The organism is Streptomyces sp. NPDC005303 (assembly GCF_040607335.1).
GTDB lineage: Bacteria > Actinomycetota > Actinomycetes > Streptomycetales > Streptomycetaceae > Streptomyces.
On sequence record NZ_JBEXGM010000004.1, the window covers coordinates 340596 to 363232 of the forward strand.

19 protein-coding genes are annotated in these 22637 nt (G+C 71.9%); 7 read left to right on the forward strand and 12 right to left on the reverse strand.

Annotated elements, in window-relative coordinates:
• Positions 1-3: 3 nt before the first annotated feature.
• The 4 genes from pcaG to ABZT93_RS09760 are packed head-to-tail and all read left to right on the forward strand — an operon-like array spanning position 4 to position 3896.
• A complete protein-coding gene (pcaG, locus tag ABZT93_RS09745) occupies positions 4-609 on the forward strand; it encodes a protocatechuate 3,4-dioxygenase subunit alpha (protein WP_356101394.1) in 606 nt (201 codons plus the stop codon).
• Positions 606-1937, forward strand: a complete 1332-nt coding sequence (gene pcaB / locus ABZT93_RS09750; protein ID WP_356101397.1) for a 3-carboxy-cis,cis-muconate cycloisomerase — start codon at positions 606-608, stop codon at positions 1935-1937. The genes pcaG and pcaB overlap by 4 nt, the downstream gene beginning before the upstream one ends.
• Complete coding sequence (gene pcaD / locus ABZT93_RS09755; protein ID WP_356101400.1) at positions 1934-3055, forward strand: 3-oxoadipate enol-lactonase; 1122 nt, start codon at positions 1934-1936, stop codon at positions 3053-3055. The genes pcaB and pcaD overlap by 4 nt, the downstream gene beginning before the upstream one ends.
• A 49-nt stretch (positions 3056-3104) precedes the next feature.
• On the forward strand, positions 3105-3896 hold the full coding sequence (locus ABZT93_RS09760; RefSeq protein WP_356101403.1) for an SDR family NAD(P)-dependent oxidoreductase: 792 nt from the start codon (positions 3105-3107) through the stop codon (positions 3894-3896).
• Between the two features lie 10 nt (positions 3897-3906).
• On the opposite strand, the gene ABZT93_RS09765 is transcribed toward ABZT93_RS09760, so the two are convergent.
• Positions 3907-6576, reverse strand: coding sequence for an AAA family ATPase (locus ABZT93_RS09765; RefSeq protein WP_356101406.1), 2670 nt, complete (start codon positions 6574-6576; stop codon positions 3907-3909).
• Between the two features lie 255 nt (positions 6577-6831).
• Between ABZT93_RS09765 and ABZT93_RS09770 the strand changes: the two genes are divergently transcribed.
• Entirely contained in the window at positions 6832-7845 is a 1014-nt protein-coding gene (locus ABZT93_RS09770; RefSeq protein WP_356101409.1) for a DUF2510 domain-containing protein, read from the forward strand.
• 150 nt (positions 7846-7995) lie between these two features.
• Here ABZT93_RS09770 and ABZT93_RS09775 read toward each other — a convergent pair whose 3' ends face one another.
• Entirely contained in the window at positions 7996-8610 is a 615-nt protein-coding gene (locus tag ABZT93_RS09775) for a TetR/AcrR family transcriptional regulator C-terminal ligand-binding domain-containing protein (protein ID WP_356101412.1), read from the reverse strand.
• Positions 8611-8842: 232 nt separating this feature from the next.
• Between ABZT93_RS09775 and ABZT93_RS09780 the strand changes: the two genes are divergently transcribed.
• A complete protein-coding gene (locus ABZT93_RS09780) occupies positions 8843-9646 on the forward strand; it encodes a phosphatase PAP2 family protein (RefSeq protein ID WP_356101414.1) in 804 nt (267 codons plus the stop codon).
• The gene (locus ABZT93_RS09785) at positions 9643-10590 is read left to right on the forward strand and encodes a hypothetical protein (RefSeq protein ID WP_356101417.1); all 948 of its coding nucleotides are present in this window, start codon (positions 9643-9645) and stop codon (positions 10588-10590) included. Before ABZT93_RS09780 ends, ABZT93_RS09785 begins: the two co-directional genes overlap by 4 nt.
• A 21-nt stretch (positions 10591-10611) precedes the next feature.
• Here ABZT93_RS09785 and ABZT93_RS09790 read toward each other — a convergent pair whose 3' ends face one another.
• From ABZT93_RS09790 to ABZT93_RS09835, 10 genes are all read right to left on the reverse strand, one after another.
• Complete coding sequence (locus tag ABZT93_RS09790; RefSeq protein ID WP_356101420.1) at positions 10612-11469, reverse strand: phospholipid scramblase-related protein; 858 nt, start codon at positions 11467-11469, stop codon at positions 10612-10614.
• A gap of 63 nt (positions 11470-11532) precedes the next feature.
• On the reverse strand, positions 11533-13587 hold the full coding sequence (locus ABZT93_RS09795; RefSeq protein WP_356101423.1) for a phosphocholine-specific phospholipase C: 2055 nt from the start codon (positions 13585-13587) through the stop codon (positions 11533-11535).
• 160 nt (positions 13588-13747) lie between these two features.
• Positions 13748-14719: a sugar phosphate isomerase/epimerase gene (locus ABZT93_RS09800; protein ID WP_356101426.1), complete on the reverse strand. Its 972-nt coding sequence runs from the start codon at positions 14717-14719 to the stop codon at positions 13748-13750.
• Positions 14716-15327 (reverse strand): nucleoside deaminase, encoded by a 612-nt coding sequence (locus tag ABZT93_RS09805; RefSeq protein WP_356101428.1) that lies wholly within the window; start codon positions 15325-15327, stop codon positions 14716-14718. Before ABZT93_RS09805 ends, ABZT93_RS09800 begins: the two co-directional genes overlap by 4 nt.
• A 21-nt stretch (positions 15328-15348) precedes the next feature.
• A complete protein-coding gene (locus ABZT93_RS09810) occupies positions 15349-16857 on the reverse strand; it encodes a GMC oxidoreductase (RefSeq protein ID WP_356101431.1) in 1509 nt (502 codons plus the stop codon).
• A gap of 30 nt (positions 16858-16887) precedes the next feature.
• Positions 16888-18033, reverse strand: a complete 1146-nt coding sequence (locus ABZT93_RS09815) for an ROK family protein (protein ID WP_356101433.1) — start codon at positions 18031-18033, stop codon at positions 16888-16890.
• Positions 18027-19337, reverse strand: coding sequence for a carboxylesterase family protein (locus ABZT93_RS09820; RefSeq protein WP_356101436.1), 1311 nt, complete (start codon positions 19335-19337; stop codon positions 18027-18029). Before ABZT93_RS09820 ends, ABZT93_RS09815 begins: the two co-directional genes overlap by 7 nt.
• Positions 19334-20155 carry a carbohydrate ABC transporter permease gene (locus tag ABZT93_RS09825; RefSeq protein ID WP_356101439.1) on the reverse strand — a complete coding sequence of 274 codons (822 nt, stop codon included), beginning with the start codon at positions 20153-20155 and terminating at the stop codon, positions 19334-19336. Before ABZT93_RS09825 ends, ABZT93_RS09820 begins: the two co-directional genes overlap by 4 nt.
• On the reverse strand, positions 20152-21093 hold the full coding sequence (locus ABZT93_RS09830; protein ID WP_356101442.1) for a sugar ABC transporter permease: 942 nt from the start codon (positions 21091-21093) through the stop codon (positions 20152-20154). The genes ABZT93_RS09825 and ABZT93_RS09830 overlap by 4 nt, the downstream gene beginning before the upstream one ends.
• On the reverse strand, positions 21090-22403 hold the full coding sequence (locus ABZT93_RS09835; RefSeq protein WP_356101444.1) for an extracellular solute-binding protein: 1314 nt from the start codon (positions 22401-22403) through the stop codon (positions 21090-21092). The genes ABZT93_RS09830 and ABZT93_RS09835 overlap by 4 nt, the downstream gene beginning before the upstream one ends.
• Between the last annotated feature and the right edge of the window lie 234 nt (positions 22404-22637).

A 22637-nucleotide genomic window follows, 5' to 3' on the forward strand; every position in this document is an offset into this window, starting at 1 on the left:
GCCATGACGAAGATCGACACCAGCCGTCCGGAGACCGTGCTGCCGACCCCGTCGCACACGGTCGGCCCCTTCTACGGCCACGCCCTGCCCTTCCCGGGCGGCGGCGACATCGCGCCCGTCGGCCACCCGGACACCCTCACCCTTCAGGGCTACATCACCGACGGCGAGGGCAACCCGCTGCCGGACGCCTTCCTGGAGCTGTGGAGCGCCGACCCCGAGGGCAACGTCCCGCAGGTCGACGGCTCGATCCGGCGTGACCCCGCGAGCGGCGGTTACCTCGGCCGCAACGGCGTGGAGTTCACCGGCTGGGGCCGCATCCAGACCGACGCCAACGGCCACTGGACCGCACGCACGCTGCGGCCGGGTGCGCGGGGACGGAGCGCCCCGTACATCAGCGTGTGCGTCTTCGCGCGCGGGCTGCTCGTGCACCTGTACACGCGGATCTACCTGCCGGACGACGAGGCGGCCCTGAGCGCCGACCCGCTGCTGGCCCGGGTGCCGGCGGAGCGGCGCGACACGCTGATCGCGCGTCGGCGGGGCGATGGCACCTACCGTTTCGACATCCGCCTTCAGGGCGAAGGCGAAACGGTCTTCCTGGAGTTCCAGTGACTTCTCCCGATCCGGACACCGGCCTGCTCGCCCCCGGGTGGGCAGGCTCCCCCGCCGCCGCGGCGACCTCCGACGGCGCCTACCTCCAGGCGCTGCTGGACGCGGAGGCCGCACTGACCCGGGCACAGGCCGCGCTGGGCCTGGCTCCGGCGGCGGCGGCCACCGCGGTGACCGAGGCGGCCGACGCGGGCCGCTTCGACGTACGGTCGCTGGCCGAGCGTGCGCGCGGTGGCGGCAACCCTGTCATCCCCCTGGTCGGCGATCTCACGAAGGCGGTCGGCGAGGAGCACGGGCCGTATGTCCACCGGGGCGCCACCAGCCAGGACATCCTGGACACGGCGACGATGCTGGTGGCGGCGCGCACCCTCGATCTCCTGTCGGCGGACCTCGACCGGGTCCAGCGGGCCCTGGCCCGGCTCGCCGCCGACCACCGCGACACCGCGATGCCGGGGCGGACGCTCACCCAGCACGCCGTCCCGACGACGTTCGGCCTCAAGGCGGCCGGATGGCGGTCACTGGTGCTGGACGCGCGAGACCGGGTCGCGATCGTACGGGGCTCCCTTCCCGTCCAACTCGGCGGTGCCGCCGGGACATCGGCGGCCTTCACGGCATACGGCACCGAGGACACCCAGGCTCTGACGGCGGCCTTCGCCGCAGAGCTCGGACTCCGGGCACCGCTCCTGCCCTGGCACACCCTGCGCACCCCGATCGCCGACCTCGCCGGGTACCTGGCCTTCACGGCCGGCGCGCTGGGCAAGGTCGCCGCTGATGTGCTCGTGCTCGGCCGTACCGAGATCGCCGAGCTCGCGGAGGGCAGCGGGGGCGGCTCCTCGGCCATGCCGCACAAGGCGAACCCCGTACGGTCCACCCTGATCGCCGCCGCCGCCCGGCGCGCTCCGCAGCTCGCCGCCACGCTGTACGGCTCGCTCGCCGCCGAGGACGAGCGGCCGGCCGGCGCCTGGCACGCCGAGTGGGAGCCGCTCAGGGACCTGCTGCGGCTGGCCGGCGGCGCCACGCGGGACACCGCCGAACTGACCGAGGGACTGCGGGTCCACGCCGACACCATGCGCGAACACCTCGATGTCACCCATGGGTTGATCGTCTCCGAGCGGCTGTCCGCCGAACTGACACCCGTGCTGGGGCGCGCCCGCGCCAAGGAACTGCTCACGGAACTCGCCGGACGGACGTACGCCGAAGGCCTCTCGCTCGGTGAACTCCTCGCCCGGGAGCCGGAGTTGAAGAACGTCGAACTCGACGAGCTCACCGACCCCACCCGCTACACCGGCTCCGCCGGTATCCTCACCGACCGTGCTCTGGAGCGACGTTGACCGAGAACCTCCTCAACCACCGCACCGAGGGCCCCGCTTCCGCTCCCCCGCTGCTGCTCGGGCCGTCGCTCGGGACGTCGTACGCCCTGTGGGACAAGGTGGCGCCCGAGCTGTCCCTCACCCATCGGGTGATCCGCTGGGACCTGCCCGGCCACGGCGGTTCGGCGGCCGACCTGATCGGCCCCGGCGCCACCGTGGGTGACCTCGCCGACCTGGTGCTGGCGCTCGCCGACTCGCTCGGTGTCGAGCGGTTCGCGTACGCGGGGGTCTCGCTGGGGGGCGCGGTCGGTCTGCAGCTGGCCGTGCACCACCCGGAGCGGGTCGCGTCGCTGGCGGTGATCTGCTCCTCGGCCCACTTCAACGGGGCCAAGCCCTGGGAGGAGAGGGCCGAGCGGGTCCGTCGGGAGGGCGTGGACTGGCTGCTGGAGAGCGCGAACTCGCGTTGGTTCGCCGGCGACTTCAGCGCGCCGGAACTGCTCCGCGACCACGCCGAGGCCGATCCGTCGGCGTACGCCGCCTGCTGCGACGCCCTGGCCTCCTTCGACCTGCGCGACCGGCTGACCGAGATCTCCGCGCCGACCCTGCTGATCGCCGGCCGCCAGGACCCGGCGACCCCGCCGCCCCATCTGCGGGAGATCGCCGACGCGGTGCCGCGCGCCACGCTCGTCGAACTCCCCGGGGCCTCGCACCTGGCCCCGGCGCAGTGCCCGGAAGCCGTCCTCACCGCTCTGCGCGCGCATCTCGACGGTGGCGCCAAGCGGGGCATGGAGGTGCGGCGCGAGGTGCTCGGGGACACGCACGTGGACCGCGCACAGGCAAGGCAGACGCCGTTCACCGCCCGCTTCCAGGACTTCATCTCGCGCTACGCGTGGGGCGAGATCTGGACCGACCCCACGCTCAGCCGCCGCGAGCGCAGCATGATCACGCTGACGGCACTGGTCGCGCACGGCCACTACGACGAGCTGGCCATGCACGTACGGGCGGCGCGGCGCAACGGGCTCACCCCGGAGGAGATCGGGGCCGTACTGCTCCAGACGGCCGTGTACTGCGGGGTTCCGGCGGCGAACTCGGCGTTCGCCACGGCTCAGCGGGTGCTGGCGGAGGAAGCGGAAGGGTGACCCCGACAGGGACAGGCACGAGGCCCGCCCATATGCCTACCGTGGGGGCATGTCGACCATCCTGATCACCGGTGCCACCTCCGGTCTCGGCCGCTACGTCGCCTTCGAGCTGGTCCGCTCCGGCCATGTCGTCCTCGCCCACGGCCGCGACCGGGGCCGTACCGAGAGCCTGGTGGCGGAGCTGCGGGCCGAAGGAGAGGCCGAGGGTTTCGTGGCCGACCTCGCCTCGCTGAGCCAGGTGCGCGAGCTGGGCGCGAGGGTGGCCGAGGCCCACCCCGAACTCGACGTGCTGATCAACAACGCCGGTGTGGGCGCGGGTTCACCCGGCTCGGGCCGGGAGGTGAGCGGGGACGGGCATGAGCTGCGGCTGGCGGTGAACTACCTGGCACCGGTGGCACTGACCCGGGCCCTGCTTCCGGTACTGCGCGCGAACGCCCCCGCGCGGATCGTGAACGTCGGTTCGGTGGGACAGGAGCCGATCGACTTCGACGACCCGGAGTTCACCCGCGGCTACGCGGGCTTCGCCGCGTACTGCCGGGCCAAGTTCGCCCTCGCGGCCCACACCTTCGCCCTGGCCGAGGAGTTGGCGGAAACGGGGGTCGCGGTGAACGTCCTCCACCCGGCGACCTTCATGGACACGGCGATGGTCAGGGAGGGCGGCGTCGCCCCGTGGTCGACGGTCGCGGACGGGGCGCCCGGAGTGCTGGCCCTGGCCACCCAGGACCTGGGCACGGGCGGCTACTTCGACGGGACGAGTCCGGCACGGGCGCACGAGGGGACGTACGACAAAGAGACGCAGAAGCGCCTGACGGTCGTCACCGACCATCTGTCGGCGCCCTGAAAGCGCCGCGTCACCGCAGCCCCCGCCCCGTCTCCAGCACCTCCCTGGCCTGCGCCACCAGCCCGTCCGCCCCACAGGACCGCGCCAGCGCCATCCCCCGGTTGAGTTCGGCCACGGACCGGGCCGCGATTCCGTACTCGACCCGGGCCGCCGCGTGCTCGTACTGGCAAGGCGAGGCCTCCAGATACGCCACCGCCTGCGCGGCGAGCCGCACCGCCCGCTGCCCCGTCTCCAGCGCGGCAGCGCACCGCAACGCCTCACCGATCGCCGTGTCCGTACCGAGCCGCTCGGCATGCCGACGCACATCGGTGGCCAACTGGGCGGCCCGCACCGGGTCTTCGACGGCGAGTGCCCGCGCCAGATCGACGGCCCACGGCACCAGCACCGGATTGTGGTGCCCCCGGACCGCCGCCGCCTTCTCCGCGGCGTCCAGTTCGTTGATGCCGTCCTTCGCCCTGCCGACGGCCAGCAGCAGCCGCCCCCGCACGGACCGCGGATCGGGCAGCACGATGGTGGACGGATACGGCGGTGCGAACCCGTACTGCTCGGCGATCGCCCACGCCTCCTCGACATGCCCGCGCGCGAGCAGCGTGTCGACGAGGTTGCAGGTCGCCGACCAGTACAGCGGCAGCCCGCGCCCCACCCGCTCGGCGAGCCGCAGCGACTCGCGCAGGGAGGTCTCCGCCTCCCGCAGCCGCCCGCGCCGACGGTGGGCGAGGCCGACGTAGGCATGGGCGAGCGCGAGGTGGCCGCCGCTCCAGCCGGCCGACTCGTAGGTGCGCAGGGCGTCGGTGTAGAGGGTCTCGGCGCGGTCGAGCCGGTCGGTGAAGGCGTACGCGCTGGCCAGCATCAGGGGCAGTTCGAGGCCCCACTCGGTGTCGGTCCAGCCCAGTCCGGGCGCGAGAAGGCCGTTGACGAGGGCGCGGTCGCACACTTCGGCGATCTCCTCGGCGCTCTCGCCGCGGGCCATCGCGTCGAAGCCGCGCAGGATGAGCAGGGCCCGCTCGGAGTTGTCCCGGCCGGTGCAGGTGGCAGCCAGGGCGGCGAGGCGCTCGGAGCGCCCCGGAGAGGTGGCCTCGCCCGGGTAGAGGCCCTCCCAGGTGTACTGCACGGCCTGGAGGCGGAGCCGGGCAGGGCCTTCCTCGTGCCGGGCGGCCTCCGCCTCGACGGTGCGGACCGCCTCGTCCAGCTGGTTGTTGTGCATGAGCGCCTGGGACAGGCGGATGACGGCGTCCACCCGGGCGGAGCCCTCAAGGCCGGGCATGGCGAGCGCGGTCTGGAGGTGGCCGATGGTCTTGGCGGGGGCGGTCAGGAGGGTGGCGCAGCCGAGTTCGAAGAGCACGCGCGCGTGGACCTCGGGTGCCGGGGGCTCCACCAGGGCGCGCTCCAGGCAGCGGCGGGCGGCGTCGGGGGCGCCGACGAGGAGGTGTTCGCGGGCGGCCTCACGCAGCTGCTCGACGAGCTCCTCGTCGTCGTCCGGGTGGACCTTGAGCAGGTGCCGGGAGGCCGCTGCGGCACCGAGCCCGGAGTCGGTGACGAGTTGGGCGGCGATGCCGTGCATGGCGGTGCGCAGGGCGTCGGGGATGGAGTCGTAGACGGCGGTGGCGATCAGCGGGTGCACGAACTCCAGCTCGCCGTCCTCCGCCCCGGAATCGGTCAGGATGCGGGCGCTGCGCAGCAGTTCGGCGCAGGTGGCCGCCTTGTCCGGCCTCAGGGTGGCGAGCCTGGCCACCAGGTCGACGGAGATGTCGGTGCCGAGGATCGCGGCCGCCCAGGCGAACCGGGTGGCGTCGATGCCGAGTTCCTCCAGGCGGGCGACGAGTCCGCCGCCGCGGGCGGAGCGGTTCAGCTCGCGCAGTTCGTTCGCCGAGCCCTCGCTGGGCTCCATCTCGCTGTCCCGGACCTTGGCGAGGAGTTCGACGGTCTCGTACGGGTTCCCGCCGGTGACGGCCCACACCTCGCGGCAGAAGGGGGCGTCGGCGTGCCCGCCCAGGGTGGCGCGGGTGAGCCCCGCGGTGGCCTCCGGGGTGAGGGCGCTCAGGCTGGTGACGGGGCGGCCCGCGGCGGAGGCCACGGTCTCCAGGAGGCGGGCGCTCTCGGTGGTGGCCTCGCCGGGGCGCCGGGCCACGACGACCAGGACGGACAGGTCGTCCAGGCGCTCGGCGAAGGCGGCGAGCCAGCGCAGGGTCTCCTGGTCGGCCCAGTGCGCGTCGTCGACCATCAGCACGAGCGGCCAGTCCCGGCGGGCCAGCCGGCGCATCGCGGCGACCAGTCCGTCGCACACGCCCTGCGGGTCGGCCTGCCGCTCGCCCGGGTCCGCGATGCCGAGGGCGGGGCCGACGATATCGTACCAGTCGCCGAGGTACTCACGGGCCTCCGCGGGCATCAGCGACAGGAGCGCGGGCTGGAGCAGTTGTCGTACGACGTTGAAGGGGACGGACCTGAGGGTCTCGCCGCCGCCGGCCGACCAGACCGTGCAGCCGCGTGCCTCGGCGATGCGCCGGGTCTCGGCCAGCAGGGCGGTCTTGCCGAAGCCCGCCTCGCCGCGGATGACCAGCACACTGCCCGAGGACGTGCGGTCCGCACACAGGGAGTCGATCACCCGCTCGACGGCGGCGAGTTCCTCGTCACGTTCCCACAGCGAGGCCGGGGCGGCCGCAATGGGCCGTACCTCCGTCATCCCGCTACCTCCCCAAGTCGCCCGGACGACGTACAGATCTCGAGCGTAGCCGTCCGGCTGCGGAAGCGGAGGGCGGTCGGGGTACCTGTTGCCTTGACGGGTGACCTGCGGTACGGGCAGGCGACGCGCCCTGCCCGTGACCCCCGCGGACAAACCTGACCAACAGTCAGCCGTGGAGCACCGGACGCCGGGCTCGACCGGAATCGGCCGAGCCCCTCTCATCCCACTTTCACCGAGGGCTCATACGGTGGGGGCATGACGCAGGAGACTCCCCCCGGGTGGTACCCCGATCCCGGGCAGACAAGTGACGGTCCCGCCGCCGAGCGCTGGTGGGACGGCAAGGCGTGGACGGAGCGGACCCGGCCCACCGGATCGGCCGCCGCATGGGGTCCCCCGGAACAGGTCGCGAGCCCCGGGGACGCCGGGGTGTATCCGGCGGCCTATCCGCCCTATCCCGCCCAGCCGCCCGCGGGGTCGCGGCGCGGCCGTACGGGCATAGCCGTGGCGGTGGCGGTCGTGGTCCTGGCGAGCATAGGAGTGGGCGTGTACGCCCTGGCCCACAGCGGCAACGGAAACGGCGACTCGGCCACCTCCCAGGGGCCGGGAGGTCAGGGCGGCCCCGGCGGGACGGGCGGCCGGGGCGGACCGTTCGGCGGCAACGGGGGGTCCGGCGGCTCCGGCGGCAGCGGGGGTTCCGGGGGCGCGTCGCCCTCCCCGCAGGGGTCCGAGGCACCGAAGATCGAGAGCGGTTCGGTGACCGACTCCATCGACGGGATCAGCCTGCCCATCCCGGACGGCTGGTACGGCCAGGAGATCCCGGCCGGCGCGTCCGTGACCTCGAACGACTCCTATGCCTGCCCCGGCGACACCACCCAGAAGTGCACGAAGGGCGGGGCCTACTCGGCGCCCGCACTGGCGCTCCGCACCAAGGGCGGCACGGCCGAGCAGATCGCCAAGGCCGACATCGAGGCGAACGCCGAGCAGTCCTACGGCGGCAAGACCTACGGCTCGATCACCTCGCACGACGTGCTCGACTCGAAAGCGGTGACCGTGGCCGGGCAGAAGGGCTACCTGGTCCGCTGGAAGGCGGTCACCAGCAAGGGCTCCGACGGCTATGTCCAGTCCCTGGCCTTCCCGTCCCCGGCGAACCCGCAGCAGATCGTCGTGGTGCGCTTCGGTGTCGACGTCGAGGAGGGCCAGACCGTCATCGACGACATCACCAAGGGCATCAAGGTGTCGACGGGCGGCGGCAGCGGCCAGGACGTCTGACGGCCGGCCCCCGGACACCCGTCGGCCGGGTGGGGCGCCTCTTCGCTCAAGAGGAACCCCACCCGGCCGGGGGGTGCGCGCCGCCCCCGTCCCCACGGTGCGGCGCGAGCAGGTCACCGTCCAGTCATCCCGTGGACGGCGGCCTGGGTCTCAGGTCAGTCCGAGTGCCGGCAGTACGGCGGCCTCCACGAAGCGGACCAGGTAGTCCGGGTCGGCGTACTCCCCGTCGATGACAGGCCGGGCCCGGATGACGCCGAACATCTGGGCCGGGACGTACTCCAGCGCCGGGTGTCCGGTGGCGATCTCACCCCGGTCGACCCCACGCTGGAGGATGCGCCTCAGTGCGGCGATCTCCGGGTCGACCAGCGCCTCACGGAGGGCCTGCGCGAGCTCCGCGTCCTGCGTGACGGCGTGGCCGAGCGCCTGGAGGAGCTTGGTGTCCTGCATCGACCACCGGCCCGCGGCCCGGGCGGCCTCGCGCAGGTCGTCGGCGAGTGATCCGGTGTCGATCCCGTCGAACTTCGACCTGCGGCGGGAGCGCAGGGCGGCCACCACGAACTGGGGTTTGGTCTTCCACTGCCGGTAAAGGGTGGACTTGCTGCAGCGGGTGCTGGCGGCGACGCCCTCCATGGTCACGGCTTCATATCCGCACTCGCGGACCTGTTCGAGCACGGCGTCGAAGAACTCCTGCTCACGCTCGGGCGTGATCTTGGAGCGGCGCGAGGCGGCGACCGTCTCCGGTCCGTCCGCGGCCTGCGACGTCATCAGCTCTTCCCTTCCTTCGCTCCGACGGCGGGGCTGCTGCGCGGCCGCCGCGTTTCATTCCCGGATTCCAGTGTGTCGTATGTCTATCGATACGCCAGTGTACCGGTACCCGATCGTATCGGTACACTGACGTATCGGTACGATGTCGTATCGATGAGTTTTGGAATCCGGACGGGTCATCCCCTTGTTCGGATTCGGTATCAGCACCACAGCCAGCGAAAGGGCCGGGGGAATGAATGCCCGCACCGAGCCTTCAGAAGCGGGGCCGAGCGCCACAGCGCGGCCGCCGCTCGTCCGTGAGCTCCTGCTCGTCGTAGGACTCTTCCTCGTCTACAAGTTCGGCCGGCAACTGGTCACGGGCCACACCACCGAGGCCTACCGCAACGCCGGTCACGTGTGGGACTGGGAACGGACCCTGCACCTGCCGGGAGAGGGCTCGGTCCAGTCGCTGCTGCTGCACGGCGACACCCTCGCGCACCTCGCGAACACCTACTACGCGACCGTCCACTTCCCGGCCACGGTCGCCTTCCTGGTCTGGCTGTACCTGAAGCGCCCCGCCCACTACGTCTGGGCCCGGCGCGTCCTCGCCGCCGTCACCGGCGCCGCGCTCGTGCTGCACCTCGTCTTCCCGCTGGCCCCGCCGCGGATGCTCGCGGCGGCCGGCCTGGTCGACACCGCGAAGGTCTACGGCCCCTCGGTGTACGGCCCGCCGCAGACCGACTCCCTCTCCAACCAGTTCGCCGCGATGCCCTCGCTGCACTTCGGCTGGGCCCTGATGGTGGCCGTCGGCCTGATCGTGGCAACCCGCTCGCGGTGGCGCTGGCTGTGGCTGCTGCACCCGCTGGTCACCCTGATCGTGATCGTCGGCACGGCGAACCACTACTGGATGGACGCGATCGTCGCGACGGCCCTGCTCGGCATCGCCCTCGCGGTCATCAACCTGCCGCACCGGACGGCCACCACGGCAGGCCGGGCCCAGGAGAAGCTCGCCCCGGTCGAAGCCAAGGAGAACGTCCTGGTCGGAGCGGGCCGATGAACGCCACCCTGCTCGCCCTCGCGCTCTCCCTGCTCTCCTCCGTCGCCTACGCGGCCGCCGCCGTCGCCCAGGAGCGCCTCGCCTCCCGCAACCCCGGCTCCGGTGTGCTGCGGATGCTGACCTCGGGCGCCTGGTGGGGGTCGGTCGGGCTCAACGCGGCGGCCGCGCTGCTGCACGTCGTCGCCCTCAAGTACGGTCCCCTGACCGTGGTCCAGCCGCTCGGCGCCCTCACCCTGGTCGCCGCGGTGCCGCTGGGCGCGCGGATCGCGGGGCGCCGGGTCAGCGCGACGGAGTGGCGGGGCACCGCCTACACGCTGGCCGGCCTCGCCGCGATCCTGGTGGTGGCGTCGGGGTCCGAGCCCGGCAAGGTGCTGAGCACGTCCGAGGCGGTGGCGGTCGCGGCGGCGACGGCAGCCCTGATCGGCCTGCTGGCCCGCCCCGGCGCCCGGCCCGGCATACGGCACGCGTCGGCGTCCGGAGTCGCCTCGGGGGTGGCCTCCGCGCTCACCCAGACCGTGACGGTGGCCGCGACGGACCGTTCCGAGTCACTGCTCAGCGTCCAGGTGATCGGCGTGGCCCTGCTCGTCGCGGCCTTCGCCGCGGGCGGACTCCTGCTCTCCCAGACCGCCTACCGTGACGGCCTGGGCGCACCGCTCGCGGTGGTGACCCTGGCCAACCCGCTGGCCGCCGCGGTCATCGGCCTGTCCCTGCTGGGCGAGGGCCTGCGGGGCGGCGCGGCGGGAGTGCTGCTCGCCCTGGCGGGTGCGGGCCTGGCGGCCTGGGGTGTGGTGCTGCTGACCCGGACGTCCCCGGTGCCGGTGGACGACGAGCACCCGGTGGCGGCGGTACTGGCACTGGAGCCGTCGACCGCGTCCGTGGAACCGGCCCTGCGGGACATGACGGTGCCCCGGCAGCCGGAGCCGGGACACCTCACACCGCTGTAGGGCGGTCAGCGGCAGGCAAGCTCAGCCGAACCCGCGGGCGTCCTGCTTCAGCGCCGTGTCGACCGTCAGCGCGGTGGCGACGACCAGGCTCAACAGCGGCTCGGGCAGCTGGTAGTGGATCTGCAGCACGTAGTTGTCCGCGGTCGTGAACATCGTCTTGGCGAGCCCCTCCCACGTCTTCGTGATCCGGGCGACCTCGTTCTCGGTGTGGTCGACGATCGCGAAGTTCCAGGCCCGCCAGTTCTCCGCCTTGATCGCGCCGACCTGCTGCCCGTTCACCATGAGCGCGAAGTTGATCTTCCCGATCATGTTCTGCTGGACGATCTCACCGACCGGCGAACCGTCCGGACGCTCCACGATCACCCGCGACTTGAATATCTTCCCGGGCCGGGTCAGCAGCATGACCGGCTGCCCGTGGGCGTCGCGGATCTCCAGCTTGATCTTCATGAACTGATCGATGCTGTAGAAGAACCGCACGATCTTCCGGAAGGCGCTCTGCCCGACCTGGCTGACGGAGCCGAGCTGGTTGCCGTTCTGGTCCATGACCTTGTACTCGTTGGTCAGCTCGATCAGCTTGGCCTTCTGGTTGACCACGAGCACCGGCTCGGAGAACAGCGTGCCGCCGCCCGCACCGCCCCCGGTGACCCCGGCCTGCTGCTGCACCTGACGCTGCACGCGCGGGTCGGGACCGGCCGACTGCTGAGGCATCTGCGGCGCCTGCTGGACCGGCGGGGCCTGCACGGCCTGTGCCTGCCCCGCCCCCTGCTGGTCCTGGTGGGTGTGCTGGGTCCACTGCGCCCCGTCCCAGTAACGCAGCGTCTGGGACGCTCCGTGCGGATCGGGGTACCAGCCTGCAGGTGTGTTCGAATGCGTGGTCACCGGGGCACACTACCCCGGGACCACTGCGTTCCGGCCAGGTGGACGACGGCTCTCCGGGCGGCTTTACCTGGTGATTACGGCGGGGTCGCTCACCCCGGGACGCCCGTTCTCGACATGTCCGGCGAATCGCCTGAGGAACGCCGCGTCGACGTCGGACGTGACCGTGAGGTCGTACCAGCGACGGCTCTTGGCGAGGCGGAAGGTGTGCCGGACGGTGGCACCGGCCCGCACCGTGAAGGTCCTCGCGGGGTCGCCGTAGCCGCTCGCGACCTTCGGACGGGCCGTCGTGGAGCCCTTGTTGGTGAAGGTCAGCTCGACGTCGTCACCTTCGTGGCGGGCGGTGACCTCGAGACCGGCGCCCTTGTTCGACCCCTTGAAGACGCGCAGGAAGCCCGCCGGTCCGTGCACGGTCAGGTCGTACGACCCCTTCGAATACGCCGAGTTCCAGGTGTCCGAGACGCTCTTGCCGGCCTCGGTGGTGTAACTCCAGGGCCCGTCCGTGCGGTTCCCGGAGGTCACCAGGAAGGCGCCGCCGGCCTTGGCCCCGGAGGCGAAGGTGAGCGTGAACCTGCCGTTCTTCGCATCCACCGAACCGTCCACGCGCGGGGCGTACTTGAGCGGGCGGGCCGGGCGCAGACCGCGCTCCTGCTTGGGCAGGGCGCCGACGGCGGGCGGGACGGGCACGTAGTCGGGGTGGCGCTCGCGGTCCGGCGGCTCGTAGCCGTCGGTGTCCGGAAGGACGACCGGCTTGGTGTCCCTGCGGGAGAAGTCGAAGGCCGCGGTCAGATCACCGCAGACCGCGCGCCGCCAGGGCGAGATGTTGGGCTCGTGGACGCCGAAGCGCCGCTCCAGGAAGCGAATGATCGAGGTGTGGTCGAGCGTCTCGGAGCAGACGTAACCGCCCTTGCTCCAGGGCGAGACGACGAGCATGGGCACCCGCTGACCGAGGCCGTAGGGGCCGGCCGGGTGGCTGCTGTCGCCCTTGTAGACGTCGAGCGCGGGATCGGCCGTCGACTTGCCCTGGGCCGCGGAGCCGGGCGGGAAGGCGGGGACCACGTGGTCGAAGAAGCCGTCGTTCTCGTCGTAGGTGATGAACAGGGCCGTCTTCGCCCACACCTTGGGGTCGGAGGTGAGCGCGTCCAGGACCTGGGCGATGTACCAGGCACCGTAGTTCGCGGGCCAGTTGGGGTGCTCGGTGAAGGCCTCGGGGGTGACGATCCAGGAGACCTGGGGCAGCTTCCCGGCCTTGACGTCGGCCTTGAGCTGGTCGAAGTAGCCCTCGCCCTTGGTGTAGTCGGTGCCGGTGCGGGCCTTGTCGTACAGCGGGTCGCCGGGCTTGGCGTTGCGGTACTGGTTGAAGTAGAGCAGCGAGTTGTCGCCGTAGTTGCCCCGGTAGGCGTCCGGGATCCAGCCCCAGGAGCCGTTGGCGTCGAGGCCGTCGCCGACGTCCTGGTAGATCTTCCAGGAGACGCCGGCCTTCTCCAGGCGCTCGGGGTAGGTGGTCCAGCCGTAGCCGACCTCGTCGTTGCCGAGGACCGGGCCGCCGCCCTGGCCGTCGTTGCCCGTGTAACCGGTCCACATGTAGTAGCGGTTCGGGTCGGTCGAGCCGATGAACGAGCAGTGGTAGGCGTCGCAGATGGTGAAGGAGTCGGCGAGGGCGTAGTGGAACGGGATGTCCTCGCGGTTCAGGTACGCCATCGTCGTGGACCCCTTGTTAGGGACCCATTTGTCGTACTTGCCCCCGTTGAAGGCGGCGTGTCCGTCGTTCCAGCCGTGCGGGAGGTCCTGGACGAACTGCATGCCCAGGTCGTTCGCCTCGGGCCGGAAGGGCAGGATGTCCTTGCCGTTCCGGTCCGTCTGGTGCCAGACCGACTTGCCGTTCTCCAGGGTCACCGGGCGCGGGTCGCCGAAGCCGCGAACGCCCCTGAGCGAGCCGAAGTAGTGGTCGAAGGACCGGTTCTCCTGCATCAGGACGACGACGTGCTCGACGTCCTCGATCGTCCCCGTGCGGTGGTGGGCCGGGAGCGCGGCGGCGCGCTGGATGCTGTTCGATAGGGCGGTGAAGGCGGTGGTGGCGCCCGCCAGTTGGAGGAATCTGCGCCGGTTGACGTCGGACATGAGTGAGGGAACCTCTCAATCCTGCGCATCGATGGCCCGAAGGTGACGGAAGGTGCGCGCAGCGAGTGTTCCAAGAGCAACAAACGTCAGGGAAGGGTCCGGTGGCGCTGATGTGAAAGTCGTGGGTACGGGAGGTGTGGCCGTCCTCCGCCTCGGCTCGTCACTGGTCTGCCCGCGACTCCCGGAGACCGCGCACCCGGACCTGCGCCGCCAGTGCCCGCTTCGCCACCGCCGTCCCCGACCTCAGCGCGGCCACCGGATCGGGCGCCTCGTCGAGTTCGATCAGGACCGTGTCCGCGCCCGGCGTGCGGGACATCGCGTCCGCCCAGCCCGGCCAGTCGACGATGCCCGTGCCCAAATCCGTCATGTACGGCTGCTGTCGTGCGTACACCGTGTCGTCGATCGTGAGGTGGACGTCAATCGGGGCCACCGCGTCCTTCCAGTGGGCCAGGGCGATGCGCGGGGTGTGGCGGCGGGCCACCGCGACCGGGTCGCCGCCGCCCAGGGCGATGTGGCAGGAGTCGGGGCACAGCCAGACGTAGCGCGGGTCGGTCAGGGCCATGAACAGGTCGATGTCCCGCTCGTACCAGAGGGTGCTGTGGGACTCGGTGTGGAAGGCCAGTCTCACCCCGTACCGGGACACCGCCTCGCCCACCGCGTGCGCGATGTCGGCCATGCGCGTCATGTAGGCGGAGTCCACGAAGAAGGGCGGCCGTGTGCCGTACGTCGTCCTCATCGGCAGCCCGGTGACGAGGATTTCGGCGCCCACCTCGGCGAGGAACGCGGCACGGCGCTCGGCGTCGGCGACGATCGCGGGGAGGTGGTCGCCGTGCCGCCAGTCGGGGGCGTCGCTGTCGGCGACGAAGGCGCTGACCACGGTCAGACCCCGCGCGGACAGTTCGCGGCGGAAGACCTCCGCGCTGCCGAAGGCGCGCAGGGCCGAGTTCACGTCCCCGGGCGCGAACGTCAGCTCGACGCCGGTGATCTCGGTCTCGGCGAGCGTGTCCAGCACCCGCTGCCAGAAGCGGTCCGGATGATCCGCCGCCCAGGCGCGGACCGCGTCGGCGGAGTCCAGCTTCCAGAATCCGGGGTGGTAGAAGGTGATGACGTCCGTCGCGAAACGAGGACTCATTCCGCTCCCCCGCGCGCGTTGTAGACGACGACCTGGTCCGACTCGTCCACTGCCTCGCGGTAGTCGCGGAACACCGCGAGCGCCTCGTCCCGCAGGACGTCCTGCACGACCTCGATGCCGCGGGTCTCGAACTGCTCGGCCCAGTCGGGGCCGAGCGGGCCCTCGTCGAACGTGGTGATCTCCTCCAGTTCCGGGCCTTCCCCGGCGACCACCAGGCCGCGTACCCCGGACCACATCGTGGCGCCGTAACACTGCACGCAGGGACGCCAGTTGACGACCAGTTCGTGCGCGGGCAGGCCCTCGCCGCCTAGGTCCCAGCTGCCGGTCGCCGTCTGGGCGAGGCCGAGCGCGACGACCTCGGCGTGCGCGCTGGAGACTCCGGTGGACAGGACGACGTTGACACCGACGGAGACGATCCTGCCCGACTCCCGCTCGGCGACGAGGGCCGCGAACGGACCGCCGTTGCCCTCACGCCAGTTGCGGTCGGCAAGGCGGTGCACGAGACGCATCCGGTCCTCGCGCGAGGGGGCGGCGGCGGGCGTGTCGGCGAGTTCGTCGTCGATCCAGGCGGGCAGGGCCACGCGGTATTCCTTGGCGATGTCGATCACTGTGCTGTTCCTCTCGGTGGTTCAGATGCGTGCGGTGACGGCACGGGCGGCCCGTACCGCGGTGACGGCGCCGGTCAGGGTGACGTTGGCGGCCATCGCCGTGGGTACGACTCCGTTGCCCGCCAGATACAGGTTGTCGAAGCCCCACACCCTGCCGTCCGGGTCGACCACGCTGGTGCCGTCGTCGGTGACGCCTGCCCGGACGGTGCCGGTGAGATGCAGGGACGAACCCGGCGGCAGCACCGTGGCCTCGGTCGCGGGGTCGAAGGCCCCGAATTCCTCGGCCACGCGGCGGACCTCGTCCAGCGCCCGCCGGATCAGAGCGCGGTCGGCCTCGGAGTACTCGAACTCGACGCGGATGCGGGGCAGGCCGGCCAGGTCGGTCTCACGCGCCGAGAACACCAGTCGGTTCTCCGGGCGCGACTCGACGGGGACGTACAGCGACAGACCGACGGAGTGCGCGAGCGGCCGTCCGTCCTCGTCGACGTAGGTGCGGTTCATGATCTGGCCGTGGAAGGGCTGGGCGGGCCCGTTGCACGGCAGCCACAGCGAGTCCGTGCTGAACTCGCCGGGACGTGGCAGGGGCAGGGCGTCGAGGTCGAGGCCGAACCGGTCGAGGTCGAGCAGGACGCGGGCGGTGACGAAGGCGTGTTCGTTGAGATGACGGCCCAGGGACTCGGGCCGGATGCCGGAGGCGAACAGGAGCTGCGGGGTGCGCAGGGCGTCGGCGCACACCACCACGGCGTCGGCGCGCAGTTCGGACTCCCTGCCGTCGGCGACGCTGCGCAGGCGGGCTCCGGTGACCCGGTCGGCGTCCCGGACGAGGGCGGTCACGAGCGTGCCGGTGAGCAGGGTGAAGGCAGGGTCGCCGCCCGCCGCGAGCGCGGAGAAGATCGTCCCGGGTGCCGTGCGGGGCATGGGGCCCGAGTCAGTGGCGGTGACGGCCATGGGCATGGGCTGCGGACCCCGGTCGGCCGGGCCGATGCCGCCGTAGCGGCGGCGCAGCACGTCGAGGACGAGTTCGCCGACCTTGGTCGGGCCGATCGCGGCGGGTGTGACGGCGAGGAGCCCGCGTGCGGTGGCGAGGTCGGCCGCCCAGCTGTCGGGGTCACCGAAGTCGAAGACTTCCTCCGGGGCCGGCCACGGGGTCGCGGCGGTCCAGTGGACGCCCATTCCGCCCGCGTTCCAGGCGAGCGCGGCCCGCGGCATCGCTTCGGCGTCCTGGCCGAAGGCGAGCGCGTGGAACATGCCGGGGGTGAGGTCGGTGAGCTCGGCCGCGATGTCGCGGACCACCTCCGCACCCGTGTACATGCCCTGGATGCCGGTGGCGGTCTTCTCGTTGTAGCGGGACCACAGGTCGGGGTCGTCGAGGTCGTGCAGATGCCGTCCTGGTGTGCCGCCGATCGGGGTGCCGCCGTCGGCCATGGTGATGTGCAGCGTCGGATCGCTCTCGCGCAGGAGGCGGGCCACGAGGGCTCCCATGATGCCGCTGCCCACGATGAGGACACGGGTGCGGGGAGTGTGGGTCAACTGGGGCTCCGAGTACGGGTGTTGTGGGGGTCAGTCGACCGGGACGAGCGGGCCGAACAGTTCGGTGTCCATGCGGTCCAGGGCGAGTTTCACCGCACCGACGAGCGGGGCGTCGTGGCCGAGCGCGGTGGCGCGCAGTTCGACCGCGGGGGTGCGGGCGGCCCGCAGCGCGGCCCGCAAGCGGGGCAGCAGGACGTCGGCCGCGTCCTCCAGACCGCCGCCGAGGACGATCAGCGAGGGGGCTACCGTCCAGGACAGGGTGGTGAGGATCGACGCGATGTTCTCCACGAGCTCGTCGACCTCGGCGAGCGCGGCCGGGTCACCGGCCCGGGCCGCCTCGAACCGGGCGAGGGCGAGGGCGCGGCGGGCGGGCAGCGGTGAGGTGAGTGCGGCGACGGGCCGGTCCTCGATCGACCCGGCCGGCAGCGAGCGCGCCTCGACGATCTCGCCCGCGGCGCCGTCGAGTCCGCGGTGCACGGCCCCCCGGATGAGGATGCCGAGGCCCGTCCGGTTCCCGAGCATCGCCCAGACGACGTTGTCGTGATCGGCGGCCACGCCCCGCCAACGCTCGGCCAGCGCACCGAGGTTGGTGTCGTTGTCGGCGAACCAGGGCACCGGGAGGCGGCGGCCGAGCTCCTCGGGCAGGTGCACGCCCTCCCAGCGTGTGGTGTGCACCAGGCGCCGTACGACTCCTTCGTCGTCGATGGCACCGCCGGCCGCGACGGCCCCGGCACGCAGCCGCTCCAGCGAGCCGCCTGCGTCGTCGAGGGCCTGGAGGACCAGTTCGGCGGCGTCATCGAGGGTGGTGCGCGGGTCCTTGTAGGCGCGCAGCGGCCGGTGTGCCCGGCCGAGGATGTGGCCGCGCACGTCGGCGACGACGGCGGAGACGTCGACGGTGGTGATGCGCAGGGCCGCCAACAGGGCGTGTTCGGCACGCAGTTCGTAACGACGGGCCGGGCGTCCGGCGCAGCCGCTGTTGGGCACCCGGTCGAGTTCGGTGACCCAGCCCGCCTCGACGAGCGAGTCCAGGACCAGCTCGATCGTGCGACGGGACAGGCCGGTCTGCCCGGCCAGTTCGGTGAGCTTGCGCGGCCCGGCCGACACCGCCAACGCCCGCAGGATCACCGAGGTGTTGACCCGCCGTACGGCGCTCTGGTTCATGCCGGCCGTCAGCACGCGTCCCCTCCCGTCACCGGGTCGTACTCGCCCCGGGTGTCGGCTGCGAGCGGTCGGCCGTAGGTACGGGCCGGGTCGCCGAGTCGGCCGACCGCTCTCCCCCAGGCCGGTGTCCCGCCGCCGACGAAGTCGACGAGGTCGGCGTGCATCCGGGCGGCCAGCTCCGCGGGTGGGTTCGGGCCGAGCGCCTCGGGCACTCCCGGTGCGTCGAGCACGTCGAAGAAGAAGGGGAGGTCGACGCAGTGGACGGCGCCCCCGAGGGCCGGGGACGGCCATTCGAACGAGTAGAGCCAGGTGCCGGCGGATGCCTCGCGGCGGGCGGCCGCGGTGCGGGGGCAGGCGGAGCGGAACAGGGTGTCCGTGATCCGGGTGCCGGCCGCGCGCGCCCTGCGGTCGCCGTGGCCGTCGAACTCGTCTCCCGTGGCGCCGAGCAGCAGCGGCACGTCCTGTCCGTGCACGGCCAGTCCCTCGGCGGGCGGCACCGGCAGGATGTCGTCGCCGACGACCGGCCCGAGCACGAGTACGTCGTCGTCGCTGCGCAGGTCGAGCACGCCCCGCTGGAGCAACTCCGGTGCGCACGCGGCGAGTCCGGCCCGGGTGGGCGGCACACCCAAGCGCTCGCCGAGCCGTGCGAGGAAGTCACGGACCCGGGCCGCTTCCACCTCGAACAGGCCACCGGACAGACTGACCGCCCGCTGGAACCGCCCCCGCCCGGCGGGCGACGACAGCAGCCCGAGCACCATCGCTCCCCCGGCCGACTGGCCCGCGACGGTGATCCGGTCCGGGTCCCCGCCGAACGCGGCGATGTTCCGCCGCACCCAGTCGAGCGCGAGCAGCAGGTCCCGCAGCCCGAGGTTGGTGGGGACGTCGTCCAGTACGGCGAATCCGTCGACGCCGAGCCGGTGGCCGACGGCGACGGTGACGACGCCGTCGCGGGCGAAGGCGCGGCCGTCGTACCAGGGGCTCGCAGGACTGCCCGCGAGAAAGCCGCCGCCGTGGATCCACACGAGCACCGGGCAGCCCACCGCGTCGGGGGCGGTCACGGAGACGTTCAGTATGTCGTCGCCCGGCACCGACGGTTCCGGGATGGTGGTCACCGCCGACAGCGGCACGCGTTGCGCGGTGGCACCGGGGAGGGTGGCGTCGTACGGCTGCGCGAACGGCCCGCGCGGGACCGGCGCGGCGAACCTTCGTGGGCCGGTCGGCGCCTCGGCGTAGGGAATGCCCAGGAAACGCCGTACTCCCTGCTGTCGGCGTCCGACGACCGTGCCGGCCGGGGCCTGGACCGTGACCGTCGAGCTCATCGCAGCCCCGTCCCCGCGATGCCCTGCACGAAGTACCGCTGCAGGAAGAGGAAGAGGACGAGGACCGGCAGCATCACGACGATCGCCCCGGCGAGCAGCAGGCCGTAGTCGGTGACGTGGGCGGCGGCCTGGCTGGTGGCGGCGAGGCCGACCGGGAGGGTGTAGGTGGACATGCTCTGGGCGACGACCAGCGGCCAGATGAAGTTGTTCCAGGAGTTCAGGAACGCCATGATCGTGATCGTGGCGACGGCGGGGCCGGCCAGCGGCAGGAAGATCCTTACGAAGATCCGGAACTCGCCCGCGCCGTCGATGCGGGCCGCTTCGAGGAGTTCGTCGGGGACCGACTGGGCGTACTGGCGCATGATGAAGACCGACAGCGGAAGTGCCGCGCCGGGCAGGGCGATACCGGCGAGGGTGTCGGCGATGCCGAGGTCGACGGTGATCACGAACTGGGTGACGAACACCGCGGTGAACGGCACCATCATGGCCGCCATGACCGCGCCGAACGCGAGCCGCCGGCCGGCGAAGTCGAGCTTGGCGAGCGCGTAACCGGCGGCCGACGCCGCGACGATGTTCCCGCTCACCACGATCAGCGCGACGACCACACTGTTGAGAAGGAACCGGCCGAAGCCCTGGGTCTCGAACAGCCGCGTGAAGTTGCCGAAGGTGAGGTGGTGCGGGAGCAGGGCGCCGGGATCGGACCGGATCTCGTCGAGGCTGCGGAGCGAGCCGCTCACGCCCCATACGAAGGGCAGGGTCGTGAGCAGGGCGCACAGCACGAGGGCCGCGTACAGCGCGGGGCGGGAGACACGGCTCATGTGCGCGACCTCAGCAACCGGAACTGGACGACGCTCACCACGGTCACCAGGGCGAGCATCACGAAGGACGCCGCCGAGGACATCCCGAACTCGCCCGCCCCGAACTGGCGGTAGGTGTAGAGCGCGACCGACTCGGTGGAGCCGAGCGGGCCGCCGCCGGTGAGGAGGTAGGGCTCGTCGAAGACCTGGAGGTAGAAGACGGTCAGCAGGACGGAGACCATGAGCGTGGTGGGCAGCAGCAACGGCAGTGTGATGTGCCGGAGTTGCTGCCATCGGCCGGCTCCGTCAAGTGCGGCGGCCTCGTACACGTCCCGGGGCACGGCCTGGAGGCCGGCGAGGAACAGCACCATCGCGATGCCGAAGTTGCGCCAGACGCCGAGCAGGATGACGACCGGCATGGCCAGGTCGGGATCGTCCAGCCAGTTCGGTCCGGCAAATCCGACCGCGCCGAGCAGCTTGTTGACTGTGCCGTCGAGGTGGAAGGCGTACTGCCAGATCAGCGCGACCGCCACGACGTTGGTGACGACGGGAGCGAAGAAGACGGTGCGCAGGACACCGCGCAGCCGGTGGATACCGGAGTTCAGCGCGAGGGCGAGCGTGAAGCCGATCCCCATCGTCAGGGGGACGCCCACGGCCACGAAGAGGGCGGTGTTGAGGATGTCCCGTACGAAGGTTTCGTCCTGGAACAGCCGGAGGTAGTTGTCGACGCCGGTGAAGTCGACGGCGAACGGGGTGCGCAGGTCGGCGCCGCGGATGTCGGTGAGACTCAGCGCGAGCGCGGCGACCGTGGGGACGGCCGTATAGACCAGGAAGACGAGGCCGAACGGGGCGAGGAACAGCCAGGCGACAGCGGTGCGGCGGGCCCGGGACGCCTTGTGTGCCGCTGTTCTCGGAACGGCCGTGGCCTTCTCGGCGGCCGGTGCGAGAGTCGTGGTCATCGCTTCGTGCCTGTGCCGACGCTCTCGGCGTAGGCCTGGATGTTCGCGGCCGCCTCGGCCGCGGTCTGCTTGCCCTTGGCGACGGCCTCCATCTCCTTGCCCAGCCGGGTCGCGACCTGCTGCCAGGTGCTGATCTGCGGGAACGCCCGGGTGGTCTTCAGTTGGGTGAAGAAGGCGTCCAGCAGTGGCTGACTCTTGATCGCCGGGTCGTCCCAGGCGGAGATGACGGCCGGCATCGAGCTGTACGCCTTGTACTGCGCGACCTGGGTGCTCGGCTTCGCCAGATACCGTACGAGCTTCCAGGCGGCGTCCGTGTTGCCGCTGTCGGCGAGGACGCCCCAGGTGCCGCCCGCGGAGAAGGAGACGCTGCTCGACGCTCCGGCGGGCAGCGGGGCCGTGGCGACGTGCGAGGCCGTCCAGCCGCTCTTCTTGGCGGCGGTGTCCAGCTGACCGATCACCCAGGGGCCGGTGATCATGCTCGCCGTCCTGCCGGAGACGAAGTACGGCTGTGCGTCCAGGAAGGTCGGCCCGCCGGTGTCGGCGGTCCCGGCGGTGAAGAAGGCCGCGTTGTACTTGAGGGCGTCGACCATCTGGGGCGTGTTCAGGTTCCACTTGCCGTCGGAGCCGACGAGGGAGCCTCCGGCCTGCCAGGCGTACATGGCGGCGTCCTGGCCGTTGAAGATGTCCCAGCCGATGTCGGCCCCGAGCCCGTGAGTCGCGCCGGCGCTCTGGAGTGCCTTGAGGAACGGCTCCATGTCGGCCCAGACGGTCGGTGCCTCGACGCCCGCCTTCTTGGCCAGATCCGATCGGTAGACGAGCGCGTATGTGTAGGCGTACCAGGGCACGGTGTAGGCCACCTCGTCCACGACTCCGGCGTCCCACAGGCTCTTGAAGAAGCTGCCCGGAGCGACCAGTCCGTCCGGCACCGGTCGCAGGGTCGACGGGTCGAGGAACTGCGCCTGCGACTCGGGGAAGAACTGGGCCACGTCCGGTCCCTTGCCCGCCGCGATCGCCGCCTGGAGCTTGGTGTAGTACTCGGCGTTCGGGATCAGCGTGGTCTTGACGACCAGGTCGGGGTTGGCGGCCTTGAACGGCTTGACGACCGTGCCGAGCACGTCGGCGTCGCCCTGGGCCGCCCAGACGTTCACGGTGCCGGTGGCCGGTGACGTGTCGATCTTCTCGGCGCTCTTCTTGGCGCCGGAGGCTGCGGCCGCGTCGCCTTCGCGCCCGCAGCCGGCCAGGGGAAGCGCGGCGCCGAGGGCCATTCCGGCGGTCAGCCGCAGGGCGGTGCGGCGGGAGAGGTTGGGCACGGGGACTCCTGTGACGCGGGATGCCTCACGAATACGGAGGGCGGTGGCGTGATGTGTCCCGACGCTATGAACCGCGTGTTTCGGCCACGTGGCGGTCCTCGCCCCGAATAATTTCGGAACTTGTAGCGAAATCGGTGCGGCGAGGGCCCGGTGCGCGTGCCCGGGGCGGAGTGAAGGGCTCGCGGGCGTGGGCAGTCAGCATGTTGTCGAGCATGACCACGTCGCCCTCCCGGT

Bases quoted from the DNA above. Each gene is read 5' to 3' on its own strand.
- ABZT93_RS09785 (WP_356101417.1), top strand. From the start codon at position 9,643: ATGAACGCCACCCTGCTCGCCCTCGCGCTCTCCCTGCTCTCCTCCGTC.
- ABZT93_RS09770 (WP_356101409.1), top strand. From the start codon at position 6,832: ATGACGCAGGAGACTCCCCCCGGGTGGTACCCCGATCCCGGGCAGACA.
- ABZT93_RS09795 (WP_356101423.1), bottom strand. From the start codon at position 13,587: ATGTCCGACGTCAACCGGCGCAGATTCCTCCAACTGGCGGGCGCCACC.
- ABZT93_RS09830 (WP_356101442.1), bottom strand. From the start codon at position 21,093: ATGACCACGACTCTCGCACCGGCCGCCGAGAAGGCCACGGCCGTTCCG.
- pcaG (WP_356101394.1), top strand. From the start codon at position 4: ATGACGAAGATCGACACCAGCCGTCCGGAGACCGTGCTGCCGACCCCG.
- ABZT93_RS09800 (WP_356101426.1), bottom strand. From the start codon at position 14,719: ATGAGTCCTCGTTTCGCGACGGACGTCATCACCTTCTACCACCCCGGA.
- ABZT93_RS09765 (WP_356101406.1), bottom strand. From the start codon at position 6,576: ATGACGGAGGTACGGCCCATTGCGGCCGCCCCGGCCTCGCTGTGGGAA.
- ABZT93_RS09780 (WP_356101414.1), top strand. From the start codon at position 8,843: ATGAATGCCCGCACCGAGCCTTCAGAAGCGGGGCCGAGCGCCACAGCG.
- ABZT93_RS09820 (WP_356101436.1), bottom strand. From the start codon at position 19,337: ATGAGCTCGACGGTCACGGTCCAGGCCCCGGCCGGCACGGTCGTCGGA.
- ABZT93_RS09825 (WP_356101439.1), bottom strand. From the start codon at position 20,155: ATGAGCCGTGTCTCCCGCCCCGCGCTGTACGCGGCCCTCGTGCTGTGC.
- ABZT93_RS09775 (WP_356101412.1), bottom strand. From the start codon at position 8,610: ATGACGTCGCAGGCCGCGGACGGACCGGAGACGGTCGCCGCCTCGCGC.
- ABZT93_RS09760 (WP_356101403.1), top strand. From the start codon at position 3,105: ATGTCGACCATCCTGATCACCGGTGCCACCTCCGGTCTCGGCCGCTAC.